The sequence below is a fragment of the Kitasatospora sp. NPDC093550 genome, assembly GCF_044764985.1.
GTDB lineage: Bacteria > Actinomycetota > Actinomycetes > Streptomycetales > Streptomycetaceae > Kitasatospora.
In genome coordinates this window covers 17,849-35,417 of the sequence record NZ_JBIWJF010000051.1, presented here as the reverse complement: position 1 = coordinate 35,417, position 17,569 = coordinate 17,849, and the positions used below count along the sequence as shown (strand labels likewise).

Annotated in this window: 19 protein-coding genes; 10 read left to right on the top strand and 9 right to left on the bottom strand. The window is 72.6% G+C overall.

Features of this window, described 5'->3' with window-relative positions; genetic code table 11:
• Positions 1 to 246 precede the first annotated feature (246 nt).
• The gene (locus ACIRD3_RS39165; protein ID WP_402226590.1) at positions 247 to 654 is read left to right on the top strand and encodes a MerR family transcriptional regulator; all 408 of its coding nucleotides are present in this window, start codon (positions 247 to 249) and stop codon (positions 652 to 654) included.
• Positions 655 to 657: 3 nt separating this feature from the next.
• Positions 658 to 990, top strand: coding sequence for a thioredoxin (gene trxA / locus ACIRD3_RS39160; RefSeq protein ID WP_402226578.1), 333 nt, complete (start codon positions 658 to 660; stop codon positions 988 to 990).
• On the opposite strand, the gene ACIRD3_RS39155 is transcribed toward trxA, so the two are convergent.
• Together ACIRD3_RS39155 and ACIRD3_RS39150 are read right to left on the bottom strand one after the other, a co-directional pair.
• On the bottom strand, positions 987 to 1,775 hold the full coding sequence (locus tag ACIRD3_RS39155) for an SURF1 family protein (protein ID WP_402226576.1): 789 nt from the start codon (positions 1,773 to 1,775) through the stop codon (positions 987 to 989). The two genes, trxA and ACIRD3_RS39155, sit on opposite strands and share 4 nt — an antisense overlap.
• A 31-nt stretch (positions 1,776 to 1,806) precedes the next feature.
• The gene (locus tag ACIRD3_RS39150; protein ID WP_402226573.1) at positions 1,807 to 2,790 is read right to left on the bottom strand and encodes a DEDDh family exonuclease; all 984 of its coding nucleotides are present in this window, start codon (positions 2,788 to 2,790) and stop codon (positions 1,807 to 1,809) included.
• 127 nt (positions 2,791 to 2,917) lie between these two features.
• On the opposite strand from ACIRD3_RS39150, the gene ACIRD3_RS39145 reads away from it, so the two are divergent.
• From ACIRD3_RS39145 to moaA, 4 genes are all read left to right on the top strand, one after another.
• The gene (locus tag ACIRD3_RS39145) at positions 2,918 to 3,961 is read left to right on the top strand and encodes a zinc-dependent alcohol dehydrogenase family protein (protein ID WP_402226571.1); all 1,044 of its coding nucleotides are present in this window, start codon (positions 2,918 to 2,920) and stop codon (positions 3,959 to 3,961) included.
• A 258-nt stretch (positions 3,962 to 4,219) separates the two neighbouring features.
• Positions 4,220 to 4,576: a DUF485 domain-containing protein gene (locus ACIRD3_RS39140; protein WP_402226569.1), complete on the top strand. Its 357-nt coding sequence runs from the start codon at positions 4,220 to 4,222 to the stop codon at positions 4,574 to 4,576.
• Positions 4,573 to 6,192 carry a cation acetate symporter gene (locus tag ACIRD3_RS39135; protein ID WP_402226566.1) on the top strand — a complete coding sequence of 540 codons (1,620 nt, stop codon included), beginning with the start codon at positions 4,573 to 4,575 and terminating at the stop codon, positions 6,190 to 6,192. The genes ACIRD3_RS39140 and ACIRD3_RS39135 overlap by 4 nt, the downstream gene beginning before the upstream one ends.
• A 74-nt stretch (positions 6,193 to 6,266) precedes the next feature.
• Positions 6,267 to 7,256, top strand: a complete 990-nt coding sequence (gene moaA, locus ACIRD3_RS39130; protein WP_402226563.1) for a GTP 3',8-cyclase MoaA — start codon at positions 6,267 to 6,269, stop codon at positions 7,254 to 7,256.
• 17 nt (positions 7,257 to 7,273) lie between these two features.
• Here the strand turns inward: moaA and ACIRD3_RS39125 are convergent, their stop codons facing one another.
• The 6 genes from ACIRD3_RS39125 to ACIRD3_RS39100 all read right to left on the bottom strand — a co-directional run bounded on the left by ACIRD3_RS39125 (position 7,274) and on the right by ACIRD3_RS39100 (position 13,240).
• On the bottom strand, positions 7,274 to 7,513 hold the full coding sequence (locus tag ACIRD3_RS39125; protein ID WP_402226561.1) for a hypothetical protein: 240 nt from the start codon (positions 7,511 to 7,513) through the stop codon (positions 7,274 to 7,276).
• Between the two features lie 263 nt (positions 7,514 to 7,776).
• Positions 7,777 to 8,160: a DUF3099 domain-containing protein gene (locus ACIRD3_RS39120; protein ID WP_402226559.1), complete on the bottom strand. Its 384-nt coding sequence runs from the start codon at positions 8,158 to 8,160 to the stop codon at positions 7,777 to 7,779.
• Between the two features lie 167 nt (positions 8,161 to 8,327).
• Positions 8,328 to 8,876, bottom strand: a complete 549-nt coding sequence (locus ACIRD3_RS39115) for an RNA 2'-phosphotransferase (RefSeq protein WP_402226587.1) — start codon at positions 8,874 to 8,876, stop codon at positions 8,328 to 8,330.
• 32 nt (positions 8,877 to 8,908) lie between these two features.
• A complete protein-coding gene (locus ACIRD3_RS39110) occupies positions 8,909 to 10,306 on the bottom strand; it encodes a metallopeptidase TldD-related protein (RefSeq protein ID WP_402226557.1) in 1,398 nt (465 codons plus the stop codon).
• Positions 10,306 to 11,859 (bottom strand): TldD/PmbA family protein, encoded by a 1,554-nt coding sequence (locus ACIRD3_RS39105; protein WP_402226586.1) that lies wholly within the window; start codon positions 11,857 to 11,859, stop codon positions 10,306 to 10,308. The genes ACIRD3_RS39110 and ACIRD3_RS39105 overlap by 1 nt, the downstream gene beginning before the upstream one ends.
• A gap of 235 nt (positions 11,860 to 12,094) precedes the next feature.
• Entirely contained in the window at positions 12,095 to 13,240 is a 1,146-nt protein-coding gene (locus tag ACIRD3_RS39100; RefSeq protein ID WP_402226554.1) for an MBL fold metallo-hydrolase, read from the bottom strand.
• A 315-nt stretch (positions 13,241 to 13,555) separates the two neighbouring features.
• On the opposite strand from ACIRD3_RS39100, the gene fabG reads away from it, so the two are divergent.
• Positions 13,556 to 14,275: a 3-oxoacyl-[acyl-carrier-protein] reductase gene (fabG, locus tag ACIRD3_RS39095; protein ID WP_402226551.1), complete on the top strand. Its 720-nt coding sequence runs from the start codon at positions 13,556 to 13,558 to the stop codon at positions 14,273 to 14,275.
• Positions 14,276 to 14,277: 2 nt separating this feature from the next.
• On the top strand, positions 14,278 to 15,045 hold the full coding sequence (gene fabI / locus ACIRD3_RS39090) for an enoyl-ACP reductase FabI (protein WP_402226548.1): 768 nt from the start codon (positions 14,278 to 14,280) through the stop codon (positions 15,043 to 15,045).
• A 150-nt stretch (positions 15,046 to 15,195) separates the two neighbouring features.
• On the opposite strand, the gene ACIRD3_RS39085 is transcribed toward fabI, so the two are convergent.
• The gene (locus ACIRD3_RS39085; protein WP_402226546.1) at positions 15,196 to 15,870 is read right to left on the bottom strand and encodes a FadR/GntR family transcriptional regulator; all 675 of its coding nucleotides are present in this window, start codon (positions 15,868 to 15,870) and stop codon (positions 15,196 to 15,198) included.
• 124 nt (positions 15,871 to 15,994) lie between these two features.
• On the opposite strand from ACIRD3_RS39085, the gene ACIRD3_RS39080 reads away from it, so the two are divergent.
• Together ACIRD3_RS39080 and ACIRD3_RS39075 are read left to right on the top strand one after the other, a co-directional pair.
• Positions 15,995 to 17,326, top strand: coding sequence for a CynX/NimT family MFS transporter (locus ACIRD3_RS39080; RefSeq protein WP_402226544.1), 1,332 nt, complete (start codon positions 15,995 to 15,997; stop codon positions 17,324 to 17,326).
• Positions 17,327 to 17,441: 115 nt separating this feature from the next.
• Positions 17,442 to 17,564, top strand: coding sequence for an SGM_5486 family transporter-associated protein (locus ACIRD3_RS39075; RefSeq protein ID WP_402226541.1), 123 nt, complete (start codon positions 17,442 to 17,444; stop codon positions 17,562 to 17,564).
• Positions 17,565 to 17,569 lie beyond the last annotated feature (5 nt).

Below are 17,569 nucleotides of genomic sequence, written 5' to 3'. Positions count from 1 at the left end.
GTTGGCAGTCTGAAAATCACCCGCAACGCCCCTCTCCGGGCCACCCCCTGCGCCGCCCCTTCCGCAGCGCGTCCCTCTCGCTTGGTCGGGTGAGGAGGGGGTGGGGTGAGGTGGGGTGAGGGGGTGTGGGTGGGGTTGGGGTGAGGGGGTGTGGGTGGGCTTTTGCCTGGTGCGGGAATGGGGCTGGCGTTGACGTCTGGGGGAAGGTTTACGGTCGTCGTGGAAGCGCGGGAGGAGTGGGGCGGCGTGCGGATCGGGGAGTTGGCGGAGCGGGCGGGGACGACCACGCGGGCGTTGCGGTACTACGAGCAGTTGGGGTTGTTGCCGGCTCGTCGGGCGGGCAATGGGTACCGGGCGTACGACGAGGGGGATCTGCGGCTGTTGCGGGAGATCCGGATGTTGCAGGACTTCGGGTTCGGGTTGGAGGAGACCCGGCCGTTCGTGGAGTGTCTGCGGGCGGGGCACCCGGAGGGCGACGCGTGTCCGGCGTCGTTGGAGGTGTACGAGCGCAAGCTCGCCGAGTTGGACGACTGCATCGCGAAGTTGCGTGACGTGCGGGCGCGGGTGGCCGGGCAGTTCGAGCGGGCGGTGCGGGCGCGGGACGACCTCGCGGCTTCCGAGCGACCACCACTGTGTGAACTGACGGAGGAGTAGGCGATGGTGCGGATCGTGGGTGTGCCGGCGGTGACGGACGAGACGTTCGCGGCGGAGGTGTTGGCGGCGGACGGGCCGGTGCTGGTGGAGTTCACGGCGGACTGGTGCCCGCCGTGCCGGATGATGGCGCCGGTGCTGGCGGACATCGCGCGGGAGGAGGCGCACCGGCTGAGGGTGGTGAGCGTCGACGTGGATCGCAATCCGCGGACGCCGGCGGCGTACGGGGTGTTGTCGATGCCGACGTTGACGGTGTTCCGGGGTGGGGAGCCGGTGCGGTCGGTGGTGGGGGCGCGGGCGAAGGCGCGGCTGCTGCGGGAGCTGGACGACGTGCTCTAGGCCGGGACGAGTTCGGGTTCGGCGGCCTGCTTGGCGCGGTCCTTGGCCTCGCGGCGGGCGAGGATCCAGACGCCGACCGGGATCATCGCGGTGAACAGCCACCACTGGATGGCGTAGGCCATGTGCGGGCCGATGTCGGAGTGGTTGGGCTCGGGGATCAGCTGGGGCTGGTCGGCCGGGGCCGGGGTGGTGGCGGAGAGTTCGAGGTAGCCGCCGAGGAGGGTGGCGCCGCTCTCCTTGGCCTGCTCGTCGGTGTTGATCAGGTTGAACTGGCGGGCGGGCAGGCCGGCGCGGTCCTTGATGCCGCTGGCGCCGTAGGTCTCGTCGGCGCGCAGGCGGCCGGTGAGGGTGACCTCGCCGGTGGGGGCGGCCGGGACGGGCGGGTACTCGGTGGCGGTGGCGCCGGAGGCGACCCAGCCGCGGTTGACGAGGACGGTGCCCCTGCCGTCGGAGAGCTTCAGCGGGGTCACGACGAAGTAGCCGATCGTGTCCCCGCTGGAGTCGGTGCGCTTGCGGACCACGAACTCGTGTGCCGGGTCGTACTGGCCGGTGGCGGTGACCGCGCGCCAGGTGAGGTCCTTGGGGACCGTGGAGCCCGGGGTGGGCGACAGGGAGTCGAAGGGGACCGGAGCTGCCGTGAGGGCCTTGCCGATCAGCTCGTTCCGGGCCACCCGTGCCTCGTGGCGGTGCAGCTGCCAGAAGCCCAGCTTGATCGTCGCGGGGATCAGCAGCAGCGCGATCAGCATGGTGATCAGCCACTGGCGGGTCAGCAGAAAACGGTACACATGGGAACGGTACGCCGACCTCACAACCGGCTCACGCACCGGGGTGCGGGGCGACCTCGCGCAGGAGCTGGAGGAACGCGTCCTCGGTGACCACCGGGGTGCCGACCTCGCGGGCCTTGCGCGCCTTGCCGCTCCAGCTGTCCGGCTCGTTGGTGACCAGCAGGCTGGTGAGGCGGCTCACGGAGCTCGCGATGTGCAGGCCGGCCTCGACCGCGCGGTCCTCCAGGACCTCGCGGTCGGTGGCCGTGTCGCCGGTGAAGGCCACCCGCATGCCCTGGACCAGCGGCTCGCCGTCCTGCCAGCGGCCCGGGTTGGGGTACGGGCAGGGCGGGCGCTTCTTGGACTGGCGGTAGTTCGCGCCGGTCCAGGAGGCCCGGCTCGGGGAGGCCGGTTCGTCCTCGCCGAGGTCGGTGACCGCGACGCAGTTCTGCAGGGGCAGCGGGACGCCGCCGAGGCGGGCGAGCCGCAGGCTGGGGCGGAAGGCCTCGGCGAGCACCCGGGCGTCGTCCAGGGCGTTGTGGGCCTGGAGCTGCCGGACGCCGAAGTGGGCGGCGAGCGAGGCCAGCTTGCCGTTGGGCAGCGGCAGGCGCAGGTCGCGGGAGAGGACCATGGTGCAGATCCGCTGCTCGACGGGGGCGTTCAGGCCGGCCCGGGAGAACTCGCGGGAGATCATGTTCCAGTCGAAGAGCGCGTTGTGCGCGACCAGGACCCGGCCGCGCAGCCGGTCGGCGAACTCGTCGGCGATCTGCGGGAAGGTCGGGGCGGTGGCGAGCAGCTCGGCGGTCAGGCCGTGGATCCAGACCGGGCCCGGGTCCCGCTCGGGGTTGACCAGGGTGTACCAGTGGTCGGTGACCTCGCCGTCCGGGTCCAGCTGGTAGACGCCCGCCGAGATGACGCGGTCGGAGCGGCCGAGACCGGTGGTCTCGACGTCGACGACCGCGAAGCCCTCGGTCGGGGCGGCGGAGCGCTGTGCGGGGACCGGGGCGGTCCTCGGCGCGGGCTGGATCGGTTGCATGGTCCAACAGGATAAGGGGCGGGCCGGAGGGGTCCGGCCGGAATGTTCCGACCGACCGGCCGGAATAGAGTGGTCGTCGGGGGTGTCGTACACCTGGTCGAGATCGTCTTCTTGTGAGGAACAGCGCATGCGTGCCACCGTGATTCACGGCCCCAACGACATCCGGATCGAGGACGTACCGGACCCGGTGATCAAGCACCCGACGGACGTCGTGCTCCGTGTGGTGAACGCCTGCATCTGCGGCAGCGACCTGTGGGCCTACCGCGGGGTGGCCCAGCGGGTGGCCGGGCAGCGGATCGGGCACGAGTTCCTGGGTGTGGTGGAGGAGGTCGGCACCGAGGTGCGCGGCTTCGCCAAGGGCGACCTGGCGGTGGCCCCGTTCGTCTGGTCGGACGGGACGTGTGATTTCTGTCGCGAAGGACTGCAGACCTCCTGCCCGCACGGCGGGTTCTGGGGCGAGGTCGGCTCGGACGGCGGTCAGGGCGAGGCGGTCCGGGTGCCGTTCGCGGACGGGACGCTGGTGAAGCTGCCGAAGGAGGCGGCGGGCGACGAGAAGCTGCTGCCCGGGCTGCTGGCGCTGTCGGACGTGATGTCGACCGGGCACCACGCGGCGGTCTCGGCCGGGGTGCGCCCCGGGGCGACCGTCGCGGTGGTCGGCGACGGCGCGGTGGGCCTGTGCGGCGTCCTGGCGGCGCACCGGCTGGGCGCGGGCCGGATCATCGCGCTGGGCCGGCACACCGCCCGGACCGAGCTGGCCCGGCGCTTCGGTGCGACGGACGTGGTCGCCGAGCGCGGGGACGCGGCCGTCGAGGCGGTCAAGGAGCTGACCGGCGGCCAGGGCGCGCACGCGGTGCTGGAGGCGGTCGGCACCGAGGAGTCGATGCGGACGGCCATCTCGATCACCCGGGACGGCGGCGCGGTCGGGTACGTCGGCGTGCCGCACGGCGGCAGCGCGGGCGTGGACATCGGCCAGATGTTCGGCCGAAACGTTTCGCTGAACGGCGGCGTGGCTCCGGCCCGCGCCTACATCCCCGAGCTGCTGCCCGACGTCCTCTCCGGGGCCATCGAGCCGGGCCTGGTCTTCGACCGCACGGTCGGCCTGGACGGCGTGCCGGACGGCTACCGGGCGATGGACGACCGCTCGGCGCTGAAGGTCCGGATCGCTTTCTGACGTCTCGTCGAGAGGGGCGGCACCGCTGGTCGGTGCCGCCCCTCTTCGTATGGGGAGGGGGAGGCGGGAGATGGCACAGGTGGTGGTTTTCGGCCATTTGGATGCTGCGAGGGGGTGAACGGCTGGCTGATCGCGGTCAACCCCTTTCGGGGTGGGCACGACGCTCCTAGCATTGCGCGGCGCGCTCGCGATGTGACGCCCCTCACGTTCGATCGTTCCCCCCGTGTGCCAGCTACGCCGAAGGAGTGAGGAGAGAGAGTGGATTCGCCGCCGATCACCACTACCGCTACGGAAGTCCAACTGATCGATGACAGCGAGGAGTTCCGCACCCTGCGGCGCTCGTTCCGGAGCTTCGCCTTCCCGGTCACCATCGGCTTCGTGCTCTGGTACCTGCTCTACGTCCTGCTCTCGTGCTACGCCCCCGGTCTGATGGGCACCAAGGTCCTCGGGCACGTCAACGTCGCCCTGGTGCTCGGACTGCTGCAGTTCGTCACCACCTTCGCGATCGCCGCCTGGTACGCCCGCTACGCCGACCGGCGGATCGACCCGGCCGCCACCGCGATCCGCGAAGCGCACGGAGCCGTCGTCCACGCCCCCCGGGAGTCCGCCGAATGATCCCGCTCGCCAGTTCCGCGACCGAGCACCGCGGCCTGACGATGACCCTGTTCGGGGTCTTCGTGGTGGCCACCCTGGTCATCACCGTCTGGGCCGGGCGGCAGAACCGGAGCGCCGCCGACTTCTACGCCGGCGGCCGGGGCTTCACCGGCTTCCAGAACGGCCTGGCCATCTCCGGCGACTACATGTCCGCGGCGTCCTTCCTCGGCATCGCCGGCCTCATCGCGCTCAACGGCTACGACGGGTTCCTCTACTCGATCGGCTTCCTGGTCGCCTGGCTGGTCGCGCTGCTGCTGATCGCCGAGCCGCTGCGCAACTCCGGCCGCTTCACCATGGCGGACGTCCTCGCCTTCCGGATGCGCCAGCGCCCGGTGCGCACCGCGGCGGGCGTCTCCACCATCGTGGTGTCGATCTTCTACCTGCTGGCCCAGATGGTCGGCGCCGGGGCGCTGGTGGCCCTGCTGCTGGGCGTCACCGGGGACGCCGCCAAGCGCTGGACCATCCTCGCGGTCGGCGCCCTGATGATCATCTACGTGGTGATAGGGGGCATGAAGGGCACCACCTGGGTGCAGATCGTCAAGGCGGTGCTGCTGATCGCCGGCGCCGCGCTGATGACCGTCCTGGTGCTCGCCAAGTACCACTTCAACCCCTCGGAACTGCTGGGCGCGGCCGCCTCCGCGAGCGGCAAGGGCACGGCCTTCCTCGAACCCGGGCTGAAATACGGCGCCAGCAACACCTCCAAACTGGACTTCATCAGCCTCGGCATCGCGCTGGTGCTCGGCACCGCCGGGCTGCCGCACATCCTGGTCCGCTTCTACACCGTCCCCACCGCCAAGGCCGCGCGGAAGTCGGTGCTCTGGGCGATCGGCATCATCGGCGTCTTCTACCTGATGACCCTGGCCCTCGGCTTCGGGGCGGCGGCGCTGGTCGGCCGCAGCGGCATGGTCGCCGTCGAGGGCAAGACGCCCTCCGGGAACACCGCGGCGCCGCTGCTCGCCGAACAGCTCGGCGGCGGGGCCGGCACCACCGGCGGGGCGATCATGCTCGCGGTGATCTCGGCCGTCGCCTTCGCCACCATCCTCGCCGTGGTCGCCGGGCTCACCCTGGCCTCCTCCGCCTCCTTCGCCCATGACCTCTACGCCAACGTGATCCGGCGCGGAAAGGCGAGCGAGAAGGAGGAGGTGCGCTCGGCGAAGTGGGCGGCCGTGGCGATCGGCGCGGTCGCCATCGTGCTCAGCCTCTACGCGGGCAAGCTCAGCACCGCCGCCCTGGTGGCGCTCGCCTTCGCGGTGGCCGCCTCGGCGAACCTGCCCACCCTGCTCTACTCGCTGTTCTGGAAGCGCTTCACCACCGCGGGCGCGGTCAGCTCGGTCTACGCCGGTCTGACCTCCTCCGTGGTGCTGGTGGTCTTCTCCCCGGTGCTGTCCGGCGGCAAGAACTCCCTGTTCCAGGGCGTCGACTTCCACTGGTTCCCGCTGGAGAACCCCGGCCTGGTCTCCATCCCGATCGGCTTCCTCGCGGGCTGGATCGGCACCCTGCTGTCCACCGAACGGCCCGACCCGGCGAAGTACGCTGAACTGGAGGTCCGCTCGCTGACCGGACTGGGCGCCCATTGATCGTCCCGCGATGACTATGCTGGCCCGGCCCGCCTGACGGTGGCCGGGCCGGCCGCATTTCGGGAAGGACGCACGTGCTGCTCGACACCTTCGGACGCCAGGCCGTCGACCTACGGGTCTCCCTCACGGACCGGTGCAACCTGCGCTGCACCTACTGCATGCCGGAGGAGGGCCTGCAGTGGCTGGCCAAGCCCGACCTGCTGACCGACGAGGAGATCGTCCGGCTGGTCACGGTCGCGGTGCGCGACCTGGGCGTCCGCGAGGTCCGCTTCACCGGCGGCGAGCCGCTGCTGCGCCCCGGGCTGGTCGCGGTGGTCGCCGCCTGCTCCGAGCTGGAGCCCCGCCCCGAACTCTCGCTGACCACCAACGGCATCGGACTGGCCCGCACCGCGACGGCGCTGCGCGAGGCCGGGCTCGACCGGGTCAACGTCTCGCTGGACACCCTCGACCCCGAGGTCTTCCACACCCTCACCCGCCGCCGCCGGCACCAGGACGTGCTGGACGGCCTGGCCGCCGCCGAGGCCGCCGGGCTGGCGCCGGTGAAGCTGAACGCGGTGCTGATGCGCGAGGTCAACGACCACGAGGCGGCCGACCTGCTGGCCTGGTGCCTGGAGCGCGGCTACGAGCTGCGCTTCATCGAGCAGATGCCGCTGGACGCCCAGCACGGCTGGGACCGCAGCTCCATGGTCACCGCGGAGGAGATCCTCGGACTGCTCCGCGCCCGCTTCGCGCTCACCCCGGAGCCGTCCGCCCGTCGGGGCGCGGCGCCCGCCGAGCGCTGGCTGGTGGACGGCGGTCCGGGCCGGGTGGGTGTGATCGCCTCCGTGACCCGGCCGTTCTGCCGGGCCTGCGACCGGACCCGGCTGACCGCCGACGGCCAGGTGCGCAACTGCCTGTTCGCGACCGGGGAGACCGACCTGCGCACCGCGCTGCGCTCCGGCGCGGACGACGCCGAGCTGGCCGCGCTGTGGCGGGCGGCGATGTGGGGCAAGAAGGCCGGGGCCGGGATCGACGCCCCGGAGTTCCTGCAGCCGGAGCGGCCGATGTCCGCGATCGGCGGTTAGACGCCCGGGGTCGGCGGTTAGACGCCCGGGGTCGAGGCGCCGGGTTCCTCGGGGGTCCAGTCGGCGAAGGCGACGACCTCCTTGAGGAAGCCGCGCACGCCGAGGAACTGGGACAGGGGCTCGCGGTGCTCGTCGCAGGCGAGCCAGGTCTTGCGGCGGTCCGGGGTGTGCAGCTTGGGGTTGTTCCACACCAGCACCCAGCCGGCGTCCGCCCGGCAGCCCTTGGCGGAGCAGATCGGCGTCTGCGGGGTGTCCATCGGGCCGTCCTCAGCGATAGCGGGTGAATCTGCCCCGCCAGTCTGTCACGCCCGGTCGGGGCGGCCGGGTCCGGGCATGGCGACGCCGGGCAGCCACGGGGGGAGCTGCCCGGCGTCGGTCCGTCGCTCCGACGGGGGATGCGGAGCGCGTACGCAGTATGTCACGCCAAGACCCCCGGATGGGGAGGTCTTGCATGATTAATCTGAGGTTCTTTTGAGCTTTCGCCCAGGGGGATCGGGGCGAACCGGGGAGAAGCGGACGGTCAGTCCACGTGCTGTGAAGGATCGGTGGCAGCGGCCTTTGCCTCTCCAGTACCGCCGGTCGCACCCGCCCCACCCGTCCCACCGGGGCCCAGCATCAGCGGGGTGTCCAGCGGGATGTCGAAGGTGCTCGGCAGTCCCGGGGCCCGTTCCCGGCCCGCGTTCGCGATCAGCACCGCGAAGTACGGCAGCAGCACGGCGCCCGCGAGCGCGGCGAACGCCAGCACGCGCTGGACGTCCCACAGCACCACGGCGAGCAGCACGCAGACCGTACGGAGCAGCATCGAGATGACGTAGCGCCGCTGGCGCCCCCGGACGTCCTCGGTGAGGCTGCTGCGCGCTCCCGTGATCCGGAAGACCTGCCCGTCGCCGGCGCTCTTGCCCATGTGTCCTACCGCCCTCGTCACGCTCCCCCGCGCCTGGCCGCGCGGCCTCCTCACGGTACGCCCGGGCGGACGCGGCGACGAGACCGGGTGGGGCGGACCCACCCGGTCGGGTACGCGAAGGGCCTGTCCGGCGGAGCGGACAGGCCCTCGGGGTGCGGCGTGCGGCCCTAGGAACGCCGGGAGAGGTACTGCGGGGGGACGGCGTCGGTGAGCCAGACGCCGTTCTCGCTGAGCCGGAACTCGTGGCCGGCCGCCGTCATCGCGGCCGCGTTCACCGTCAGCACCACCGGGCGGCCGTGCCGGGCGCCGACCCGGGTGGCCGTCTCGGTGTCCGCGGAGAGGTGGACGTCCTGGCGGGCCATCGGGCGCAGGCCCTCGCGGAAGATCGCCGCCAGGTGCCGGTCGGCGGTGCCGTGGTACAGCACGTGGGGCGGCTCGGTGGCGGTCAGGCCGAGGTCGACCGCCACCGTGTGGCCCTGGTTGGCGCGGATCGAGAGACCGTCCGGGGAGTAGCCGAAGCGGCGCTTGTTGTTGGTGGCCACGACGTGGTCCAGCTCGGCCCGGGTGACCGGCCTGCCCTTCGCCGCGAGGGCGGTGAGCAGGGCGTCGATCCGGACCCAGCCGGACCCGTCCAGCGTGATCCCCACCAGCTCCGGCTCGTGCCGCAGGATGCGCGACAGCATCTTGCTCGTCCGGACCAGCCGCTTCTCGTCCATCATGTCTCTCGTATCCCCCCGTCGGTCAGCGGCTAAGAGGCCTGGCTGACCGAACTCATGTTGAAGTCCGCGACACGCACGGGTGGCATCGCGGTGCGGGTGAACCAGTCGCTCCACTCGCGGGGCAGGCAGCGTTCGGTGCGGCCCGCCTCGGTGATCCGGCCGAGGAGGTCCACCGGGGACTCGTTGAACCGGAAGTTGTTGACGGCGCCGACGACCTCGCCGTTCTCCACCAGGTAGACGCCGTCCCGGGTGAGACCGGTGAGCAGCAGAGTCGCCGGGTCCACCTCGCGGATGTACCAGAGGCAGGTGAGCAGCAGGCCGCGCTCGGTGCGGGCGATCATCTCGTCCAGGGTCGGCGCCGACGCCTGGTCGGCCGTCTCCAGCACGAGGTTGTCGATGGCCGGACGCACCGGGAGGCCGGTGAGGCCGGCCGAGTGGCGGCTGGTGACCAGGTCGTTCAGCACGCCCTCGCGGATCCACTCGGTGGCGGTGACCGGCTCGCCGTTGTCGAAGACGGAGACGTCCCCGCCGGTGGAGTGCGCGAGCACGAACGCGCCCGTCTCCAGGCCGGGCTCGCTCGGGTCGGAGCGCAGCGTCAGCGGCAGGCCGCTGAGCTTGTCGCCGATCCGGGTGCCTCCGCCGGGCTTGGAGAAGACCGTCCGGCCCTCGTCGGCGTCCCGGCCGCCGGCGGACCAGCTGAGGTAGACCATCAGGTCGGCGACGGCCGAGGGCGGCAGCAGCGTCTCGTAGCGGCCGGCCGGCAGGTCGACCTTGCGGGCGCCCCAGCCGAGGCGCTTGGTCAGCTCGGCGTGCAGGGCCGGGACGTCGATGTCGGTGAAGTCCCGGGTGGCGGCGCCGACCCAGGCCGAGCCGGACAGGTCGGCGGTCTTGGCGTTGATCTCGACCATGCCGGTGGGCTGGTCGTGGCGCAGCCGTAGGCCGGTGGAGCTGCCCAGGTAGCTGGTGGTCAGCTCGTGCCGGGCGAAGCCGTACAGCAGCTCGCCCTGGGCGGCGGCGCGGGCGAAGGCCTCGCCGAGGGCCGGCCCGAAGGCCTCGAACACCTCGATCGAGGTCTCCGCGGGCGGCTCGGTGAAGTCCGGGGAGGACGGCCGGTCGGCGACCAGGGGCTGGGCGTCCTCGGCCGGGCCGGCCGCGCGGGCGGCCTCCTCGGCGGCCCGCACCAGGCCCTCGACGTCCTCGGCGGTGACGGCCTCGCGGGAGACCACGCCGGAGGCGGTGCCCTCGGCGCCGGTCACGGTGGCGATCACGGTGAGGCGCCGGCCGCGGGTGACGCCGTTGGTGGTCAGGGCGTTGCCGGCCCAGCGCAGGTTGGCGGTGGACTCCTCGTCGGCGATCACCACGCAGCCGTCGGTGCGGGAGAGGCCGAGCGCCAGCTCGACGAGTTCGTGGGGCTGCATCGCGGTCATCAGTGACCCGCCTCCTGCTGGGTGTTGAGCACGTTGACGTTCCGGAACAGCGCCGACGGGCAGCCGTGGCTGACCGCCGCGGTCTGGCCGGGCTGTGCCTTGCCGCAGTTGAAGGCGCCACCGAGGACGTAGGTCTGCGGGCCGCCGACCGCCGCCATCGAGCCCCAGAAGTCGGTGGTGGTGGCCTGGTACGCGAAGTCCTTGACCTGGCCGGCGAGTTCGCCGTTCTTGATGGCGTAGGCGCGCTGGCCGGTGAACTGGAAGTTGTAGCGCTGCATGTCGATCGACCAGGAGCGGTCGCCGACGATGTACAGGCCGTTCTCCACCCCGGCGAACAGGTCCTCGGTGTCCGGGCCGTCGGCGGCGGGCTGGAGCGAGACGTTGGCCATCCGCTGCACCGGCACGTGCGCGGGGGAGTCCGCGAAGGCGCAGCCGTTGGAGCGCTCGAAGCCCTTCAGCCTGGCCATGCCGCGGTCCAGCTGGTAGCCGACCAGGACGCCGTCCTTGACCAGGTCCCAGGACTGGGTGGCGACGCCCTCGTCGTCGTAGCCGATGGTGGACAGGCCGTGCTCGGCGGTGCGGTCGCCGGTGACGTGCATCAGCTCCGAGCCGTACCTGAGCGAGCCGAGCCGGTCGAAGGTGGCGAAGGAGGTGCCGGCGTAGGCGGCCTCGTAGCCGAGCGCGCGGTCCAGCTCGGTGGCGTGGCCGATCGACTCGTGGATGGTCAGCCACAGGTTGGACGGGTCGATGACCAGGTCGTAGCGGCCGGCCTCGACGCTCGGGGCCTTCATCTTCCCGGCCAGCAGGGAGGGCAGTTCGGCGAGTTCGGCGTCCCAGTCCCAGCCCGTCCCGCGCAGGTACTCGAAGCCGCGGCCGGCCGGCGGGGCCAGGGTGCGCATCGAGTCGAAGGCGCCGGTGCGCTCGTCGACCGAGGTGGCCTCCAGTTCGGGGTGCAGCCGGATCCGCTGCTGGGTGGTCATGGTGCCCGCGGTGTCCGCGTAGAACTTGTTCTCCTGGACGGTCAGCAGGGACGCCTGGACGTGCGAGACGCCCTCGGCGGCCAGCAGCCGGGAGCTCCAGTCGGCGAGCAGCGCGGTCTTCTCCGCGTCCGGCACCTCGAAGGGGTTGACCTCGTAGGAGGAGACCCAGCTGACGTCCCGGTGGACCGGTTCGTCGGCCAGCTCGACCCGCTCGGTGGAGCCGGCCGCGCGGCTGATCCCGCCGGACAGGCGGGCCACCGCGACGGCCTGCTCGGCGACCTTCGCCGCGGCGGCGGTGGTGAGGTCGACGCCGGCGGCGAAGCCCCAGGCGCCGTCCAGCAGGACCCGGACGGCGAAGCCCAGTTGCACGCTGTCCGAGGTGCCGGCCGGGCGGGCGTCGCGCAGCCGCCAGGAGGCGCTGCGGATCCGCTCCAGGCGGAAGTCGGCGTGGCTCGCGCCGAGTTCGCGGGCCCGGGTGAGGGCGGCGTCGGCGAGGGCGCGCAGCGGCAGGGCGAGGAACACCGGGTCGACGGCGCGCCCGTGCGGGGCGCCGGCGCGGTCGGCCGGAGGGATCGGAGGCAATCGGGCTCCCAGGTCGCGGAGGGTGGCGGTGTGGCGCCACAGGGGCGCCCGCACCGCATCATTTCCCGTCCACCGGGTTCCCGGCCAGCGCATTTCGTCCGCTGCGCTGGGGTTTCGGCCAGTACGACTGTCGGATCGGGGGCGTGGGGAGGGCCCTCCGGGGAGCCTTGGGAGGGCCGTCGGGGGACCTGTCGGGCCCCCGTCCGGCGTGCCGCCTCCCGGGCCGTCAGCCGACGGACTCCCACCAGCCGTCGAGCTCCGGCGGGTTGTCGACGTCCACCCGCTCGCCGGGGCGCGGCACGGCCAGCGGGACGGCGTGCTCCTTGGCCTCCTTCACCAGCCGCTCGATCGGCTCGGACCACCGGTGCAGACCGAGGTTGAAGGTGCACCAGTGGACGGGCACCAGCAGGCCGGCCGTCAGGTCCCGGTGGGCGAGGACGGCGTCCTCCGGGGTCATGTGGATGTCCGCCCAGGCCGCGTCGTAGGCGCCGATCTGGACCAGCGCCGCGTCGAACGGGCCGTGCTGCTCGCCGATCCGGGCGTAGCCCTCGAAGTAGCCGGAGTCGCCGGTGTAGAAGACCTTGCGCTCGGGCCCGGCGATCACCCAGGAGCCCCAGAGGGTGGTGTTGCGGGTCAGGCCGCGGCCGGAGAAGTGGTGCGCGGCGGTCAGGGTGAGCACCAGCTCGCCCAGGTTGCAGGTCTCGTCCCAGTCCAGCTCGATGATCCGGTGCTCCGGGACGCCCCAGCGGCGCAGGTGGGCGCCGATGCCGAGCGGCACCGCGAAGGGGGCGGACTGGCTGCGCACCAGGCGCTTGACCGTCGCCATGTCCAGGTGGTCGTAGTGGTCGTGCGAGATCAGCACCGCGTCGACCGGCGGGAGCTCCTCCAGCTCGACCGGCACCGGGTGCAGCCGCTTGGGGCCGATGTGCGCGGAGGGGGAGCAGCGGTCGCTCCAGATCGGGTCGAGCAGCACCCGGAAGCCCTCGATCTCCACCAGCGCGGAGGCGTGCCCGTACCAGGTGATCTCCACGCCCTCGGCCGCCGGGCCGGGCGGGGTGGCGGGGCGGACGGTCGGCACCGGGTGGGCGGGGACGCGGCCCTCCCGCTCGAAGAGCATCCGGCGGGCGGTGGCGCCGTCGAAGCCGGGGGCGGCGGAGGCGCGGGCGAGGGTGGAGGGCGCGTTGTGGAAGACGCCGTCGCGGTACTGCGGGGAGTTGCGCACCCGCTCCTCGCGCTCGCCGTCCGGCCGCCGCCCGAACGCCGCCGGCAGGTCGCGCAGCGACCAGGCGGCCGTGCCCAGGCCGGCCGCCAGGGCGGTGAGGGCCAGCAGTCGTCCGCGTCGGGGAGTGCTCCCGGGCCGTGCCTTGGTCATCCGCTCTGCCTTCGTCGCTCGCCGGGATCGGTCGGGGGAAACGGTACTGCCGGTCCCGGACCGACCCGTACCACGGGGGGCAACGGGTGCACCCGCCCGTGTTGTTCCCGTACAGTGCCCCGGATCCGGGCAGGGCCCGGGCCTGGGCGGTGTCGCCGGGCCTGAGCACGGTGGCGGGTACGGATTGTCGGATTGCGACAGTTCCTTCGGTGCGGCGCTGTGGGAGCCCGATGCGCCGCCGCCGCCGACCGCCCGATAGCGTCACACTGCGTACGCATTCCGACGTACGCGCTCACACTGGAGAGAGGTGGATCGTTGAGCCGCTCGGTTCTCGTCACCGGAGGAAACCGGGGCATCGGCCTCGCGATCGCCCAGGCCTTCGCCGAAGCGGGCGACAAGGTGGCCATCACCAGCCGCTCGGGCGAGGTGCCCGAGGCCCTGCAGAAGTACGACGTCCTCGCCGTCCGCTGCGACATCACGGACGCCGCGCAGGTCGACGCCGCCTTCACCGAGATCGAGCGGGAGCACGGCGCGGTCGAGGTGCTGGTCGCCAACGCGGGCGTCACCAACGACACCCTGCTGCTGCGCATGTCGGAGGAGGACTTCACCTCCGTCCTGGACACCAACCTGACCGGCACGTTCCGGGTGGTCAAGCGCGCCTCCAAGCTGATGATGCGGGCCCGCAAGGGCCGCGTCGTGCTGATCTCGTCCGTGGTGGGCCTGTCCGGCTCCCCGGGCCAGGCCAACTACGCCGCCTCCAAGGCCGGCCTGGTGGGCTTCGCCCGGTCGCTGGCGCGCGAGCTCGGCCCGCGCAACATCACCGTCAACGTGGTCGCCCCCGGCTTCGTCGACACCGACATGACCGCCGTGCTCAGCGACGAGCGCCGCGCGGAGATCGTCGCGGGCGTGCCGCTGGGCCGCTACGCGGCGCCCGCCGAGGTCGCCTCCACCGTGCGGTTCCTCGGCTCGGACGAGGCCGCGTACATCACCGGAGCCGTCATTCCCGTGGACGGCGGATTGGGCATGGGTCACTGATCATGAGTGGAATCCTCGAGGGCAAGCGGATCCTGATCACCGGTGTGCTGATGGAGTCCTCCATCGCCTTCCACACCGCCAGGCTCGCGCAGGAGCAGGGTGCGGAGATCATCCTCACCGCGTTCCCGCGCCCGAGCCTGACCGAGCGGATCGCCAAGAAGCTGCCGAACCCGGTCAAGGTGCTGTCGCTGGACGTCTCCAACCCGGACGACCTGGCGGGCATCGCCGACCAGGTCCGGGAGACCCTGCCGACCCTGGACGGCGTCGTCCACTCGATCGGGTTCGCCCCGCAGGACGCGCTGGGCGGCAACTTCCTGGACACCCCGTGGGAGTCCGTGGCCACCGCGATGCACGTCTCGGCGTACTCGCTGAAGTCGCTGACCATGGCGCTGCTGCCGCTGATGCAGGACGGCGGCTCGGTCGTGGGCCTGACCTTCGACGCCCAGTACGCCTGGCCGCAGTACGACTGGATGGGCCCGGCCAAGGCCGCCCTGGAGTCGACCAACCGCTACCTGGCCCGCTACCTGGGCTCGCGGGACATCCGCTGCAACCTGATCTCGGCCGGCCCGATCGGCTCGATGGCCGCCAAGTCCATCCCGGGCTTCGGCGACCTGGCGGACACCTGGAACCACCGCTCCCCGCTGAAGTGGGACCTGAGCGACCCGGAGCCGGCCGGCCGCGGCGTCGTCGCGCTGCTGTCGGACTGGTTCCCGAAGACCACCGGCGAGATCATCCACGTCGACGGCGGTCTGCACGCCATCGGCGCCTGACGCTCCGCCCGTACGCCGCTGCCCGGCACCCCCGCGAAGGGGGTGCCGGGCAGCGGCGTTCGTGTTGCCGGGGGCGGCTCGTGACTCCCGGGTAGCGGCGGCTCCCGGGGCGCGGTTCGTGTGTTCCGGGGACGTCCGAGTTCCAGGCGCTCAGGCTTCGGCCGTCCCGCAGGCGCCGATGGCGCGGCCGGCCTCGACCGAGGCGCGCTGGGCGTCGCCGGTCCGGATGGCCTCCAGGATCGTGTCGTGGCCGATGTAGCGCTCGGCGATCAGCTCCGGGCCGACGTCGTTGCGCAGGTGCGCGCGGGTGACCTCGCCGAGGTCGGAGTAGACGGCGAGCAGCACGTCGTTGTGGGCGGCGGCCACCACGGCCTGGTGGAAGGCGGCGTCGGCCTGGACGAAGTCCTCGGCGTCCCCGGAGTGCCAGGCGCTCTCCCGGCGGGCCAGCGCGCCGTCCAGCAGCTCCAGGTCCCGTTCGGTGCGGCGCCGGGCGGCCAGGCCCGCCGCCGAGGTCTCCAGTGCCGCCCGCAGCTCGGCGACCTGCGCCTGGTCGGCGTCGGCGAAGCGGCGGTGCATCACCCCGGCGAGCTCGCTGGTGGCCAGCACGTACGTGCCGGAGCCCTGGCGGATGTCGAGCAGGCCGTTGTGCGCGAGGGCGCGGACGGCCTCGCGCACGGTGTTGCGGGCGACGCCCAGCTGCTCCACCAAGGCGGCCTCGGTGGGGATGCGCGAGCCGACCGGCCACTCCCCGGACGTGATCTGGGCGCGCAGCTGTGCGATCACCTGGTCGGACAGCGGGGTGCGCCTCGGCGAGGACAGCGCCACGGGTACTCCTTGGGACAACGGCTCGGGTGCGGCCTGGGCGGAATGTGGCCGGTGGATGAACGGTCGGCACATCATGCCAATTCCGAGGTGCGTCAATTCATCCCATCATTCTATGATGGGCCGCATGCCCGCAGCAGAGACCACCGCTTCCGCCGCCTCCACCGCGTCCCCGCGGAACGGGGCCGGGCCGCAGACCGAGCGGCCCGCCCCATCCGCCCCCTCCTCTTCCGGCTCCGCCACGTACCTCGGCTGGCTGTTCGCCGTCGCGATCGCCGCCGCCGCCTTCAACCTGCGCCCCGTCGTCACCAGCCTCGGGCCGCTGCTCGACCAGGTCCGCGCCGGCCTCGGGATGAACCCGACCCTCGCCGGGCTGCTCACCGCCGTCCCGTCGCTGTGCTTCGGGCTGTTCGGCTTCGCCGCCCCGGCGGCGGCCCGCCGGATCGGCCCGATCGCGGTGATCACGGCCGGCCTGGGCGCCATCACCGCGGGCGTGCTGGCCCGCTCCTTCGCCGGCGGCACCGCGGTGTTCCTGCTGCTCACCGCGCTCGCCCTGGCCGGTGTGGCGGTCTCCAACGTGCTGCTGCCGGTGGTGATCAAGCGGTACTTCCCGGAGAAGGTCGGTCCGATGATCGGCCTGTACTCGATGGCGCTGTCCGCGGGCACCGCGCTGGCCGCCGCCGTCACCGTGCCGCTGACCAGTTCCCTCGGCGGCGACTGGCGCTACGGCCTGGGCGTCTGGGCCGCGCTCGGCGCGCTCGCCCTGGCGCTCTGGCTGCCGGTGCTGATCGCCAAGCGCGAGCGCGGCGAGCGGGCGGCGGGCGGCGCCGGGGTCCCGGCCAAGCTGCCGATCACGCGCAGCCGTACGGCCTGGGCGATGGCCTGCTTCTTCGGCCTCCAGGCGACCGGTGCGTACGTGGTGATGGGCTGGCTGCCGAAGATCTTCCAGGACGCCGGTGTCGACAAGGGCACCTCCGGGGTGCTGCTCGCGGTGACCATGGTGATCGGCGTGCCGGTCTCCTTCGTGCTGCCCAACCTGGCCGCCCGCCGCGGCGACCAGCGGCTGTTCGTGGTCGTGCTGGCCGCCTGCGGCATCGCCGGGTACGCCGGGCTGGCGCTCGCCCCGGCCGGCGCCCCGTGGGTCTGGGCGGTCCTGGTCGGGCTGTCCAACTGCGCGTTCCCGCTGGTGCTGACGATGATCGGGCTGCGCGCCCGGACGGCGGGCGGGGTGGCGCAGCTGTCCGCCTTCGCCCAGGGCGTCGGCTACCTGATCTCCATCCCCGGGCCGATCCTGATCGGCCGGATCTACCAGGTCACCGGCGAGTGGTACGGGCCGCTGGGCTTCCTGGCGCTGCTGCTGGTGCCGCAGATGCTGTTCGGGCTGCGGGCCGCGATGGCCCGGCACATCGAGGACGAGGCGGTCCGCCCGGCGGAGCGGGCCGCGAGGGTCAAGGGCTGACCGGCAGGTCAAGGATTGGCCGGCAGGGTCAAGGGCAGCCCGGCAGGGTCAAGGGCTGGCCAAGGCGGCGGGGCCGCCCGAGGGCGGGTGTGTTCGGGGTGGGAGAATTCCCGACATGCCCGTTCTCGACCCGAACCCGACCGACGGCCGCAAGCAGCTCGGCCGTATCGCCCTGGCCTTCGGCGCCATCGTGGTGCTGGTGGCGGTCATCGCCTCCATCGCCTCCCAGATCGGCTGAGCGCC

Excerpts from the sequence above, each read along its gene's own strand:
- ACIRD3_RS39100 (WP_402226554.1), bottom strand. The coding sequence starts at position 13,240 with ATGACCAAGGCACGGCCCGGGAGCACTCCCCGACGCGGACGACTGCTG.
- ACIRD3_RS39110 (WP_402226557.1), bottom strand. The coding sequence starts at position 10,306 with ATGACCGCGATGCAGCCCCACGAACTCGTCGAGCTGGCGCTCGGCCTC.
- ACIRD3_RS39120 (WP_402226559.1), bottom strand. The coding sequence starts at position 8,160 with ATGGGCAAGAGCGCCGGCGACGGGCAGGTCTTCCGGATCACGGGAGCG.
- trxA (WP_402226578.1), top strand. The coding sequence starts at position 658 with ATGGTGCGGATCGTGGGTGTGCCGGCGGTGACGGACGAGACGTTCGCG.
- ACIRD3_RS39080 (WP_402226544.1), top strand. The coding sequence starts at position 15,995 with ATGCCCGCAGCAGAGACCACCGCTTCCGCCGCCTCCACCGCGTCCCCG.
- fabI (WP_402226548.1), top strand. The coding sequence starts at position 14,278 with ATGAGTGGAATCCTCGAGGGCAAGCGGATCCTGATCACCGGTGTGCTG.
- ACIRD3_RS39150 (WP_402226573.1), bottom strand. The coding sequence starts at position 2,790 with ATGCAACCGATCCAGCCCGCGCCGAGGACCGCCCCGGTCCCCGCACAG.
- ACIRD3_RS39145 (WP_402226571.1), top strand. The coding sequence starts at position 2,918 with ATGCGTGCCACCGTGATTCACGGCCCCAACGACATCCGGATCGAGGAC.
- ACIRD3_RS39135 (WP_402226566.1), top strand. The coding sequence starts at position 4,573 with ATGATCCCGCTCGCCAGTTCCGCGACCGAGCACCGCGGCCTGACGATG.
- ACIRD3_RS39125 (WP_402226561.1), bottom strand. The coding sequence starts at position 7,513 with ATGGACACCCCGCAGACGCCGATCTGCTCCGCCAAGGGCTGCCGGGCG.
- ACIRD3_RS39075 (WP_402226541.1), top strand. The coding sequence starts at position 17,442 with ATGCCCGTTCTCGACCCGAACCCGACCGACGGCCGCAAGCAGCTCGGC.
- ACIRD3_RS39115 (WP_402226587.1), bottom strand. The coding sequence starts at position 8,876 with ATGGACGAGAAGCGGCTGGTCCGGACGAGCAAGATGCTGTCGCGCATC.